This is a genomic window from Sphingobacterium sp. Ag1, assembly GCF_000988325.1.
Taxonomy (GTDB): Bacteria; Bacteroidota; Bacteroidia; order Sphingobacteriales; family Sphingobacteriaceae; genus Sphingobacterium.
In genome coordinates this window covers 1-13,522 of sequence record NZ_LBGU01000038.1, presented here as the reverse complement: position 1 = coordinate 13,522, position 13,522 = coordinate 1, and the positions used below count along the sequence as shown (strand labels likewise).

10 protein-coding genes are annotated in these 13,522 nt (G+C 40.9%); 4 read left to right on the top strand and 6 right to left on the bottom strand.

Annotation, left to right across the window (positions count from 1 at the left end; translation table 11 throughout):
- Window positions 1-6: 6 nt before the first annotated feature.
- Genes AAW12_RS12110 through AAW12_RS12100 form a run of 3 tightly spaced genes read left to right on the top strand, consistent with a single transcriptional unit; the run spans window position 7 to window position 2,654 of the window.
- Complete coding sequence (locus tag AAW12_RS12110) at window positions 7-1,191, top strand: BT_3928 family protein (protein ID WP_046673901.1); 1,185 nt, start codon at window positions 7-9, stop codon at window positions 1,189-1,191.
- Between the two features lie 5 nt (window positions 1,192-1,196).
- Window positions 1,197-1,712 carry a shikimate kinase gene (locus AAW12_RS12105; RefSeq protein ID WP_046673900.1) on the top strand — a complete coding sequence of 172 codons (516 nt, stop codon included), beginning with the start codon at window positions 1,197-1,199 and terminating at the stop codon, window positions 1,710-1,712.
- Window positions 1,713-1,715: 3 nt separating this feature from the next.
- Window positions 1,716-2,654: a glycerophosphodiester phosphodiesterase family protein gene (locus AAW12_RS12100; protein ID WP_046673899.1), complete on the top strand. Its 939-nt coding sequence runs from the start codon at window positions 1,716-1,718 to the stop codon at window positions 2,652-2,654.
- Window positions 2,655-2,805: 151 nt separating this feature from the next.
- Here the strand turns inward: AAW12_RS12100 and AAW12_RS12095 are convergent, their stop codons facing one another.
- On the bottom strand, window positions 2,806-5,322 hold the full coding sequence (locus tag AAW12_RS12095) for a cation-translocating P-type ATPase (RefSeq protein WP_046673898.1): 2,517 nt from the start codon (window positions 5,320-5,322) through the stop codon (window positions 2,806-2,808).
- Window positions 5,323-5,805: 483 nt separating this feature from the next.
- Between AAW12_RS12095 and AAW12_RS12090 the strand changes: the two genes are divergently transcribed.
- Entirely contained in the window at window positions 5,806-6,171 is a 366-nt protein-coding gene (locus AAW12_RS12090; RefSeq protein ID WP_046673897.1) for a response regulator transcription factor, read from the top strand.
- A 65-nt stretch (window positions 6,172-6,236) separates the two neighbouring features.
- Here the strand turns inward: AAW12_RS12090 and AAW12_RS12085 are convergent, their stop codons facing one another.
- From AAW12_RS12085 to AAW12_RS12065, 5 genes are all read right to left on the bottom strand, one after another.
- A complete protein-coding gene (locus AAW12_RS12085; RefSeq protein WP_046673896.1) occupies window positions 6,237-7,649 on the bottom strand; it encodes an aldehyde dehydrogenase family protein in 1,413 nt (470 codons plus the stop codon).
- 21 nt (window positions 7,650-7,670) lie between these two features.
- Window positions 7,671-8,750, bottom strand: coding sequence for an SO2930 family diheme c-type cytochrome (locus AAW12_RS12080; protein WP_197084027.1), 1,080 nt, complete (start codon window positions 8,748-8,750; stop codon window positions 7,671-7,673).
- Window positions 8,751-8,752: 2 nt separating this feature from the next.
- On the bottom strand, window positions 8,753-10,027 hold the full coding sequence (locus AAW12_RS12075; protein WP_053003658.1) for a parallel beta-helix domain-containing protein: 1,275 nt from the start codon (window positions 10,025-10,027) through the stop codon (window positions 8,753-8,755).
- A 22-nt stretch (window positions 10,028-10,049) separates the two neighbouring features.
- Entirely contained in the window at window positions 10,050-12,803 is a 2,754-nt protein-coding gene (locus tag AAW12_RS12070) for a TonB-dependent receptor (RefSeq protein WP_046673895.1), read from the bottom strand.
- Between the two features lie 80 nt (window positions 12,804-12,883).
- On the bottom strand, window positions 12,884-13,486 hold the full coding sequence (locus tag AAW12_RS12065) for a TetR/AcrR family transcriptional regulator (protein ID WP_046673894.1): 603 nt from the start codon (window positions 13,484-13,486) through the stop codon (window positions 12,884-12,886).
- Between the last annotated feature and the right edge of the window lie 36 nt (window positions 13,487-13,522).

Here is a 13,522-nt window from a genome sequence, read left to right as displayed (position 1 = left end):
CGGATTATGACAGCCACACAGCAGCGTACCAAAACAAATTATCTTTTAGGATTTTGCCGGATTTTTACGGGACTTTTGTTCATATTCTCCGGTTTTATTAAAGCAAATGACCCGACAGGGTTTGGCTATAAGCTTCAGGAATACTTTGAGGTCTTTCATCTCACAGCTTTTAATGAATACGCCACTGCCATGGCCGTGGTGATATGTGGTTTTGAAATTTTGTTAGGCGCACTTTTATTACTTGGGGTTTATGCAAATACCGTTGCCTGGGGCCTGCTGCTGCTGATCCTGTTTTTCACCTTTCTAACCTTCTATTCGGCATTTTTTGAGGTCGTGACCTCATGTGGTTGTTTTGGCGATGCCATCCCACTCACACCTTGGCAATCATTTTCTAAAGATCTGGTGCTCTTGGCCTTGATCCTTATTATATTTTTTAACCGAAAACAATTACGATCAATTATCAAAGGATCAGGCAATCAATTCGTTGCTACTTTGATTACAGCGATCATCTCCTTAGGTATTGGTGTTTACACCGTAAACTACCTCCCCTTTATTGATTTCTTACCCTACAAAGTTGGCAACAACTTACCTTCATTAATGGTATTACCTGAAGGCAAACAAGGCGATGTCTTTGAGCAAATCTATACCATGAAAAACAAAAAGACGGGCGAAACCAAAAAGGTCAATGACAAAGTCTATATGGCTGACAAGCTATGGGAAGATGAATCATGGGAAATTATAGGTGAGCCTGAGAGTAGATTAGTAAAAAAAGGATATGACATCCCTATTCCTGATCTCTTAATTACAGACGCTGATGGTGCAGATCATACACAGGAAATCATTGCCAACCCGTATTATAACCTTGTGATCGTTGCAAAAGATCTTTCTTCGACCAATATTGATGCTATCCAAAAGATCAATCAGACAGCCATTCAGTTAACAAAAGATTATAATGGACTGCGCGTTGTTCTATTGACTGCTTCTGCATCCAAAGACGCGCAATATCTGAGTGATAAAATGCAATTAATTGCGGAGATATTCTATGCCGATCTCATTCCTCTGAAAAGCATGGTGAGAGCAAATCCTGGTGTACTGCTCCTAAAAGGAGGCAACGTCGTCGGAAAATGGCACTATAATAATTTTCCGGATGCCAAAACCATTGAAGATAAATTTCTAAGTAAAGACAAATAGTACCTATGCCTAAACCTATATTTTTGATTGGTTATATGGGAAGTGGAAAAACTACCCTGGGTAAGAAACTTGCCACCAAACTCGAGCTCCCTTTCATCGACACTGATGAGGAAATCGTCAAACAAATTGGCATGAGCATTACCGAATATTTTAGTCAGCATGGTGAAGACGCCTTCCGGACATTAGAACGCGAGCAATTGCGTAAATTTGCGGAGAATGCTGCCGTAATATCTACGGGTGGTGGCGCCCCCTGTTTCTTTGATAACATGGAATGGATCAAGGCGAATGGTTATGCCGTCTACTTACAGATGTCGCCCAAAGCACTTTTTGACCGTCTTTCTCAATCTAAATTACACAAACGGCCCATTCTGATCGGAAAATCACCGGAGGAACTACGGCTATTTATTGAAGAAAAGTTGATCGAAAGAGAACCTTATTATACACAGGCACATTTGACGATTGACCAATTAAACACGAGTGTCGAGACACTGGCCGATTTGATTAATCAGTACAATAGATAGACAATGAATATACGTACCCCCCACTACTTCCTTTTATTGATCTGCTTTATCGTAAGCAGTTGCTTTCGTAATGGAGCCAATACGGATGGCTTGCCGGTGGGTAAACGTATACAGCTCCAAAATGTGGAGGAATTATATCAGTTTTTGACCTATGATGATAATCGTTATCCATTGGTCAGTTTGCATCGTGGGGGCCCCGCATCCGGATACCCGGAGAATGCAATCGAAACTTTTTCCTATAACGCGAGCTTACAGCCAGTCCTTGTTGAATGTGATGTTCGTATCAGTAAAGACTCAGCATTAATATTAATGCATGATAATACGCTAAACCGAACAACCACAGGTAGAGGGACTGTGAACGCCAGCACATTGGCTGAGCTCAAAAGTCTTCGTCTATTGGACAATAACAAAAAGATAACGCCCTATAGGATCCCTACGCTGGAAGAAGCACTTGCTTGGGGAAAAGGAAAGGTAATCTTCACCTTAGACATTAAAAATGATGTCCCTTATGAAGCCGTTATCAACGCTATTCGCAAACAAAGGGCAGAATCCAGCGTAGTCATCATCACGTATAGTGCCAACCAAGCGGCCAAAGTGCACAGTCTGGCAAGCGACATCATGATTTCGGCTTCGGTCAATAACATGGAGGACCTTGCTCGTCTAAATGAAAAAGATATACCCGACAATCGCTTGTTAGCTTTCGTCGGAACACGTGAAGCAGATCCAGCATTAACCAAAATACTACATGACCATGGCATCATGTGCATATTGGGTACACTGGGGAACTTGGACAAACAGGCCGACAAAAAAGGCTTTCAAGTTTATGCTGGGTTTATTGATCGCGGCGCAGACATATTAAGTACAGATCGACCTACGGAAGCAGGGCGAGCGCTGAATTTCTACATCAAGAAAAGAGGAATTACTTCGAAATTTATTCAGTAAGACTGATAACATCATTTTTCCACCTCAAATCACTACAGAAATCATTTCGCCATCAAATATCGCACTTGACACTGCATCGCATCATGAGCTTAGGCCGCCTTTAAGCAAATCGCTGTTAGCTTAGATTTCAAATCCTAATCTTAAATTAAGATCAATCAGATTTTCTTTGAACTGAAATTCTCCTGATCAATTTATAAACCTCAAACCATAAAACGGATACTGCAGCCACGGACAGCGCTATTCCCAATTCATATCCACTCAGGGCTGTTACAGCAAAAAATTGGGCAACCGGAGCAACATATAATATCACCGCTAAAAATAGAAGCACAGCGATCGAAATTCCCACGAGCAGCAAGTTTCGGTTTTTAAAACTCTCCAGGATACTATAGTGAAAAGATCGGTTGGCATAACTTAGCAAAATATTGGCAAAGATTAAAGTAGCAAAAACCATAGCCCTTGTTTTTTCCTCAGTTCCCCCCTGCTGAACAGCAAACTGATAAACAAAAAGAATTCCCATGGTGATTATCAGGCCTTGAACAATGCTGATTCCAAGCTCATTTATACTCAAAAAAGTGTCGCTCATAGCTCTAGGAGGCCGCTTCATGGTATCCTTTTCAATAGGTTCATTTTCATATACGATCGAGCAAGTAGGCCCCATGACCAATTCGAGGAAGATCACATGCACAGGGCTAAAAATCTGCGGAAATACCCAGCCTAAAAACAAAGGGAGTGACACGGTCAAAATAATGGGGATATGAATAGAAATGATGTATTGAACCGCCTTCTTGATATTTGCGTAAATCCTTCTTCCAGCGGCTATACCGATGATTAACTTCTGTAAATCGTCGTTTGTGATAATCAATGCCGCGGCTGATTTTGCAATTTCAGTACCTTTATTACCCATTGCCACGCCGATATGGGCTGCTTTTAATGCTGGGCCATCGTTCACCCCATCGCCAAGCATCGCCACGACCTCGCCTTTCTTTTTCAGGGCATTTACAATGGCTAGTTTAGCATCCGGAAACATTCTGGTAAATAACGTTGTTTGCTCTGCTATCGCCATAATTTCACCTTCGGACTTGTTTACGATCTCACTGCCATTGACCGGCGCAGACAAAATACGAATTCCGGCCTGAGCTGCTATTGCTTGAGTCGTATCGGCATTGTCGCCGGTAATCACATTGACTTTAATCCCCGCAGCATAAATATCTTTAAACACCTCCTGAATACCCTTTTTGGGTGGATCATAAAATACCGTCAACCCTAAAAATTGGAACTCAAATTCCTGTTGATTCGCAGGGAAATTATTGCCTTCGAATGTCGCTTTCCCCACACCTAATAAGCGAAAACCCTGCGCTCCATAGGATTTAACAATAGCCCTAATTTTATTTTTCTCCTTATCGGACAGCTTGGATACGCTAAGTATAGCCTCCGGCGCCCCTTTGGCAGCAATAATCCGATCTTTTCCCGTATTTTCGAAAAGATGGGTCATCATCGGCGGTTTACCCGCTAAAGGATATTCATGAAATAGTACATATTCCTTTCTGAAGTCCTGCTTTTGCGTTTTTTCATATATTTTATGTAACGTAATTTCCATGGGGTCGAAGGGCACAGGCTCGCTGCTCCACATCGCATAATCGATAAGCTCTCTTAAATCGGATTCATCAAACCTTTCCTGATCATAAGATGAATCCGTAGCATAATTATAGAGGTATTTCAATTGCATGGAATTCTCTGTAATAGTCCCGGTCTTATCGGTACAAATCACCGTCGTACTGCCCAAAGTCTCAACAATACTGCTTCTTTTGATGATAATTCCCTCGCGCATGAGCTTCCATGCGCCAAGCGCCATAAAAGTCGTAAACGCAACAGGAATCTCTTCCGGCAATACAGACATCGCCAACGTAAGTCCATTGAGCAAGCTCGCCACCAAATTACCACTATCAATAAAACTGTATATACATACGAATAAAAAAATGAGTATACCGACAATAGCCATTGCTTTTACAAACTTTTGGATTTGCACCTGCAAGGGTGAAATTTCTTCTTTGATATTCTTTATCGATTCACCGATTTTCCCAACGCGTGTCTCCTTACCGATTTCAGTAACTTCAAACACGGCCAGGCCCGAGACCGTAACCGTCCCACTGTAGACTAGATTATCTTCGGATCTACTGTCCTTAAACACCGAAAAACTCTCCCCCGTCAGCGAAGATTCATTGACAGAAAAATCGTTACTATGTAAAATACGACCATCAGCGTTTATAATTCGACCTTCCTCTGTAATACAGAGATCCCCCACAACAATCTCATGTGTTGGAATTTCACTAACCTTCCCATTTCGAATCACAGTGCTTAATGGTTCATTCAGCTTTTCAAGTTCCTCCAGGGCTTTTTTGCTACGATTGTCCTGATAAAAAGAAATTGCCGTAACAGCAACAATAGCGACAAACATAAATACGGCCTCTCCGTAATTCCCCACAAAAACATAAATCATCGAGATGATAATCAATAGAATCAGCATAGGCTCTTTCAAAATATCCACAAGCAGTTCAAACCAGGTACTCTTGTGACTATCGCTCAATTGATTCCAACCATATTTAGCTCGGGAGGCATGCACCTCAGTTGCGGAAAGACCTTTCAGATTATCGGGAATATTATATGACATATCGAATGAACTAGGTTGATTAAATATAATGAATAATTATGGTATATAAGGACTAAAAACATCTGTGGGTGATCGTCCCCTTTACCCGTAATATGATGTTACAATCTCTTATTTCTACACTTTCTTTTCTGTAAAACAGAAAGGATAAAAAACTCATCAGCAACAGATTAGCATAAAATTTACCTTCTACTGCTTTTCTTGTATTGAATATTTCCATTACAATCCTATATTTGCGCAGAAATTCACTTGGGGACATTGAATTTCTTATTAGCCGAAAGCAATTTTAAGATCATTTTCCAATACTGCCAAGATAGCTTCTTGCTATTGAAGTCCTTCTTTGCTACCTATGTTTTCAGGTGCAAAACACAAACTGAAGCTGAAAACTCAACATATTGTAAAATATTTCTGTACCTATCGTCAGATATGGAATAGGATCTAAACTTGTTATGGCCTCCATAGTAGTCTATTAATAATAAAAATAAGATGGTCATCTTAATTGCAGAAGATAATGAGTTGATATTACGGACAGTTCAATACAAACTGATCAAGGCAGGTCATGAGGTTATCGCTACCACCAATGGAAAAGATGCAATTGAAAAGCTCAATACAATGGATCTCGATCTGATCATTACCGACATTATGATGCCGTTTGCTTCGGGGATAGAAGTCCTCTCTTCCATAAAAAAGCTCGAGAAAAAAACCCCCGTTATTGTACTTTCCAACATGGGACAAGAAGAAGTTGTCATTGAGGCTTTTGATCTTGGCGCTTCAGATTTTATGGTGAAGCCGTTCAGCCCGGAAGAACTCCTGCTGCGGGTCAAACGACTGACGAGCAACAATCGCAACTAAATCCTTCACCGATAGCCTGTATTCAAGAGCGGATAGCTGTCTTTATTGAAAACTGTTTCAATTGACTAAATCCATTTCTTCAATAATTTAAAAACTTTATTCTTTTTAGCATAGGGTGGATAAATCAACGTAGAAACTGAAAATTTAGATTGAAACATGACAGCTCTTTCATGTGAAAATGCCTTAAAGCCAAACTGCCCATGACAGCTGCCCAAACCACTGCCATTGACACCACCAAAAGGCAAATGAGGGTTGGAAACATGAATCAAAACATCATTCACACAAGCACCTCCAGAGGACACCTGTTGGAGGATATATTGAATATTGGACTTGTTATTGCTAAATATATACAAAGCCAAAGGCTTTTCAGCACGATTAATCAGTGCTAGAGCCTCTTCTTGATCTTCATAGGTCACTATGGGAAGTATGGGGCCAAATATTTCTTCCTGCATAATGCTGTTGTCGGCCCTCACATCGATCAACAATGCAGGACTTAATGTCAGATCATCAGCTAATTGTCCGCCTTCGCGCAGTTGTGCCCCACATGCTATTGCATTGGTGATTAATGAAACAAGACGACTAGCATGCTTTTGATTAATGATCTTCGCGTAAACTGTTCGATCCAGCTGTCCATCCTCGGTGAAAAACATACTTTTAACCGCCTTTAGATAATAGTTTACAAATTCATCCTGTTTATCTTTAGGCAAAAGAATATAATCTGGTGCAATGCAGGTTTGCCCAGCATTGATTAATTTTCCCCAAGCAACTTTATGGGCAGTCATCTCCAAATCTGCAGTCTCATCTAGTATAACGGGGGACTTGCCACCAAGTTCCAGGGTCACAGAACTGAGATTGTGGGAGGCAGCCTGCATAACCAGTTTGCCTACCGCCGGACTCCCGGTGAAGAAAATATGATCAAAAGGAAGCGCTAATAGTGCTTCGGAAACATGCTGTTCACCTTCAATACAGGCCAATTCCCGTTGGTCAAATCCTTTGGTCAAGATCTCCCCAATAACTGCCGATGTGAATGGGCTATGTTCTGAGGGCTTTAAAATCACACAATTACCCGCTGCAATAGCTGAAATCAAGGGGCTCATGGTGAGCTGAAATGGATAGTTCCAAGGCGATATAATAAGCGCCGTACCCCTAGGCTGGTAGGTAATTGTGCTTTTAGCAAGAAAATTGGTCATTGAGCGACCAACCTTTCTAGGCTTCATCCATTTTCGTAAATGTTGTATTGCAAATGCTATTTCACCGTAAATAAACAATACTTCGCTTATGGCGGCTTCACTTCGTGACTTCCGTAAATCTTTTTCGAGCGCCGCATAGATTAAATCCTCATGACTTTCAATAAGCGCCCTTAGCTTGTGGAGTTTCTTTATCCGGTCCTCTGCACTGCTAGACCGTAATTCATATTTAAAAAGCTGCTGCTGTTCAAATATTAAACCGATCTGATCGGTTGATGTCTCTTTGTTCATACCAATTGAAGATCAATATTATTATTTTTTTGACGGCATATTATCGATCCATTGACGAATCAGATCCACACCTTCTTGATGTATTATACTTCTCGCCAACTCCGGCATTGCTGTACCCGGTTCCACACTATTCATCCGATAAAGCAGGATAGAATGCTTGGCATCTCCTGGAACCACATCAAAATCTAAGCCACCTGCTCCACCTCCAGCTGAAACAGGAGCTTTACCAATACCAAGGTGTGAAGGAATTTTCACATCGTAATCCAGGAAAAGCCCTGTATTATAAGCGTCTCCCCCTTTGGTGTGGCAATGCGCACAGTTCACATCTAAATAGGCTCTTGCCCGTTGTTCCAAACTGAATTTGTTTTCATCAGTCCATACGGGCAATTGCGGTACGCTCTTTAGATTGGGCATATTGACCATCCGACCAAGGGAAACCCATTTGGCGAGTTGATTGATCGAATCACCTAATCGCACAAAATTGAGGTTTCGGGCTTTTGGACCTATGGGCATCAGCTTGGAGCTATTGTTATGGCAGCGTTTGCAATCGTTGGTATTGGGTACCATGTAGTTTGTCGTATGCTTGTTGCCAGCATTATCGATCAATGTAATCGGTAGTTTAGCACCACGAATGTGTTTCATCGCATCAGTCTGCGCATCATTCCACAGATAATTCATCACTTTCCAGGCATGATCAGCTGGATCCTTCACCAGTAAGCGCGTCTCTATCAATACTTTTTGCTTTTGTTCATTGATGTAGGAGAAATTCTTTATAATAATTGTTGAGTCGGGAAAATCTAACGGACCATGTTCTGTATAGCCCATTTTCCCTTCTTTTGGCAATACAATAAAGCGGTCTTTAACGGCATAATCAGAAAATAGAGGCGTGCTCAGATCGTAGCCCAAGATATCGGCTCTTGCGATTAATTGATTTAGTTTTCCAGTAAAAAAGCCGTATTCGGACAGTCGTTCTTTAAATTCAAAAGAAACAACCCCATGGTCTGATGATTTCTTTTGTCCCTGCCGACAGCTCTGTTGCAGCACAAGCAGGATCACGCTCAATATTCCGGTACAGACGAGGGCAAATTTTGTTGGTTTCACGGTTAATTGCATAGAAAAGGTTGTACATTACTTGAGGGTTTCCACTTCGCTGGTTGACCTGCGTGACTAAAATCTGCGGCTACAAACATATTCTCACCCGGCTGATTGATACAGATGGAATCTGGGTTTTGAGTGCGACCATTCGTGATCACATTACTGGTGATACCATCATACAATATGGCTGGAATTCGCTTATTTTTTCGATCCGGCTCAACGCTATTTAACTGGGCTTCGGTAGCAATAATCAATTGACCGATACGATGCTCATAAGCTGCTTGGGGGAATTTATCCCCCATCTTAATGGTGTTTCTATAAATTTTAACATGTGTGGGTATTGGAGAGTAATTTGAATTTATTCGTTCTCCAGCTTTTTCATCGACAGCAAAACCTGAAGCGATCGTAATCGCAGAGGTATTGTTTTGTTCGATAACATTATCATAAATTTCAATATTTGATGTCGAGAGGATAATGATACCACTTCCCGGTGATGCATTCCCTACCCCCCAGAAAGTTCCGAAGCTCCCACCTTTGGCAAAATTTTTAAAATTATTAGCATAGATTTTATTGTGATACGCCTTTACCCTTCCACCCCGCTGTGAAAGTTCAGGCAGATCAAAAATCAGAAATCCGGCTGTATTTCCATAGAATTCATTATCGTAAACTTCAGCATCTGTTGTATTTTCAATTTCACATCCAGCCACATTTTTCGTTGCCTTGCATTTACGCACAATAACACCTTTTGTCTGTCCCACATAAATACCGGCATCTGAAGCCCCTTCGGCATAACAATTCTCGACAAGCACATTCTTACAGAGCACAGGATAAATCCCATATCCGCCACTCGTAGAATCGGCCGAGCTCCATATACTATGAAGGTTTGAAATGACAACGTCTTGACTATTGTTTATCTTCAACAGATCTCCTTTTGAATCACGAATGGTCATATTTCCAATCGTTAAACCTTTCACATCGGTAACCCGTATTCCCTCTCCTCCTTGTGTCTGACTGGAAAAATCAATAATTGTCTTATCATAGCCCTCACCTTCAATCTTAATATGATTTACTTGTGCGATACTCAAATTATCGAAGGAGTATTTCCCGGCTTTTAGCACGATGTTGGTGCTATCTTTAATAGAGAGGAAAGCTTCCTCAATTGCCTCTTCCTGTCCAGGAGTAAACGTTAGGACTTTGTAACTGTCTTTCGATTGGTCGGCACAGCTGTACAGAAAGAAAGCTGTGACCGCAATACCGATCAATTGTTTTAAATATCTTTTCATGGTCTGATTTATTTAATTTTGATTAGAAAATATTATAAGCATAAGTGACATAATATACTGCACCTATACGTGGATTAGCAATACCTGTAGAATAGTATTTGTTTGTGATATTGGTTCCGCCAATACGAATTCCGGAACGAGCCTTAACAAACTTATAGCTCACTTGTGCATCGATCACCGCCGAGCTTGGCACTTGGCCTGCGGCAAGCCCCCCAGACACGACATAATAGTAGCCCGGTTTATAGCGTAAGGAAGTACTAAACGACCAAACTTGTTTTTTTCCAAAGCCACTATTCGCGAATTCAAAATTAAAGTGATAGTGTGGTGTATTGAAGTTGTTAATTTGACTATTGTTTTTATTTTTTAGGTAGTCAGAATAATAATTGGCCTTGGTTACAAAATTCCGACCTAGATCCAAACTAAGACTCGCGGCGTATCCATAGGTATTTACGGTCTCTCCGCCATTAAAGGCGATATTATACTGCACATAGGTTGCATGATCTTTAAACGCATTGTAATCATTGCTTCCAGGAGTATTAGCAACATTGGCATAGCCAATAAAATTCTTCCAAGTTGAAAAATAGCCTAACACATCGATCATCACCCGCTTGCCCAACATAGCTGCATAACCCAGTTCGAAAGCATTAACCGACTGCGGTTTAATATCATCAAATTTAAATTTCTGAAGTACGGTTGGATCGTTCGATTGCTGAAACTTCTGTACGCTTTCCAAGGTGTAAGGAGGATAGCGGTCAAACTGATAATTATCGATCAACAGCAGCGATGAACCACCGGAGGAATAGCTATTATAACCATTTAAGGTATTTTGTAAAGCTTGTATATTGGAGGGGAAACTATATGCATTCTGATAAGAAAGGCGCAAATAATTCTGATGAAACAGATCAAACACCAGTGATGCCCGTGAAGTTAATTTTGGTTGAGCAAACAACGTATTCTTATCGTAACGGAATGAGGTAGCAATATTCAAGCGATCGTCCAATACTTTTTTGGCGAGCTGCAGATATGCACTGTACTCTTTTACATGAATTGGCTTATCCTTATCTGGGAATAATGTATTTTTTGAATTTAGGTTGTACAAACGCCAATTGACACCTGCAATCACCTGCATAAATTTTAAGAGATCGGAGAAATTATATTGTGCTTCGGCATTGTATAATTTGCTGCGATCTAAGAATAACGTTCCACCCTGCGATATTGGTGTATTGCTGATACTATCTTTAAGTCTATTGAACAGTGGTGTTCCGAGTTCGGCACGTCCTTGGTCGGCTAGCGTGCGCGCTGCTAAATGAGCGTCTGTGAGTGAAGTACCTGAAGCAAGTGCATTTAAGAGACCAGCAGTATATTCAGGATACCAGCCACCTGTTCCTCCGTCGTAACTTGTTTTCCAAGATTCATTGATATATTGTGCTGTCGGCCCTGCGACCAGTGTTCTCCCTGAATTTTCCTGGGTTGTGTACGTTCTGAAAAACCATTTATCCCCACGAAGTTCCAGCCGATATTGCCCAACTTTAAATCCTTTCAGCTGATAACGCGTATCGTTGGTATACACAATATTACCTGTACCAAAAGTGGCTGAAGCTATGGCTTCAATATTTGTGGAAACCTTGTAACGGAATTCACCATTGATTTTAAAGAGCTTGGCTCTATTATCGAGATAGCCATATTCAGGATATCCAGTCCGGGCAACATAATTCGGATTTTTCAGTAAGGGTTCGATTAAGGGTGCCAATTCCGGATTTCCCTGCAGTGCACCTTCCAAAAAGGGATTGATATCAGTCGAAGTCGCTCCACCATACAGATTCACCCCATTATAGTTTGGATCTGTCAGCGCTGTCCCCGGACCATTTTTGTTGGTTTCATCGTTGGCTACCCAATCTTTTGCCTGTGTATACTGGCCATTGAGCTTGAAAGCAATTTTATTCCCCATTTGTTTTGCATAGCGGATAGCCCAATCATAGTAAGGTGACGTAGGCACCGGATCATTGTTCTTTTTAGGATTAATATGGTTTACACCTTGAGTCACCAGCACACTTAATCCTTGATATTTAAACGGATTTTTGCCTGTGGCCACCATCGTACCATTCAATCCTCTTGAACCATACAGGGCCGAAGATGCTCCAGACAGCACCTCTATATTATCGACATCAAGCTGGGTTAGCCCGATGACTGACCCGAGCGGAAAATTCAGACCGGGCGCCTGATTATCCATCCCGTCTACGATCTGCGTAAAGTTGGTGTTCCCACTGGTATTAAATCCGCGCGTTGTAACACTGGTAAAACCAATACTGGATACGGTAACATCCACTCCCCTCAAACCTTGAAGCATATCCATGTAATTTAATTGTGCAGCATTACGAATGTCTTTGCTGCTCATTTGCTCAATTGTTACTGGAGCGGATAGTTTACTCTGTACGGTTCTACTTGCAGAAACAACAACCTCCTGCCCCAAAATGGGAGACAAATTCAACGAAATACGCAAAGGCGATGACAGGTTATTCACCAAAACTTCTTTCGATTCATATCCAATAGCGGAAATATAGAGCGTAATGGGTAGTGGTTTGTTTGTTTTCAGCTGAAAACGCCCTCGATCATCTGTAAAAGTACCTTCCTTTCCGTCTTTTACGTGGATCGAAACGGCATAGGCCGGCTCGGATGTCGAGCTATTACTGACCTGCCCATTGATGATCTGTTGTGCAGACAAGCTAAATGGCACACAGATACAGAGAATCTGGATTAATAAGGCAATTTTTTTCATGTTTATATTGGTTAGCGTATTATTATCGCTTCAATGCTTCACCTTACCCAGCATGATTCTCCTAAATGGACAATCGAGAATTAGATTCTAAGTCCCCTAAAAATTAGGCCGACTAGAAATTTGGTATCCCGAAGACTTTGTGCATAGTCAATTTCGACCTGCCGCTTCAGTATTGCCTGTTGTTCTGTACTATGTTTTAATGCATTAGCAAAATTTATAAGTACAGAAGCTATATTTTCAGGATCTGTTAGATCCAATTTTTCATGTGCAATGGCTTGCGTAAGAAGCTTCGTAAGAAAAGCTTTCTCTTGCACCATCATGGCATCATATAGTTCAAAAAAACGAGGTAAAATCTTATCAAGTGATTCGACAGACACCCTATTCATATTGAGCACATTGGTATAATAGTTCAATCTCGATTCTAAATAAAAAGAAATCTGATTCTCCACGCCCTTCTTTTTCAATGTACTTTTTTGTAATGTATCGATAAAAGATTGTCCCTCTCGTATGGCTACTTCAATAAAAATATCCTCTTTGTTCTTGTAATAATAATAAAGAGACGTTTTGTTCAATCCCACAGTTTTAGCAATGTCTTCCAAGGTTGTTTTTTCCAATCCATAACGCTCGAAACATTCCATGGCCGCCTGTCCAATTCTTTCTTTGACCTGTTCCTTTTTGTTCATCTAAAATAAAGTTAGTAATATATTTTTCAATTTTCA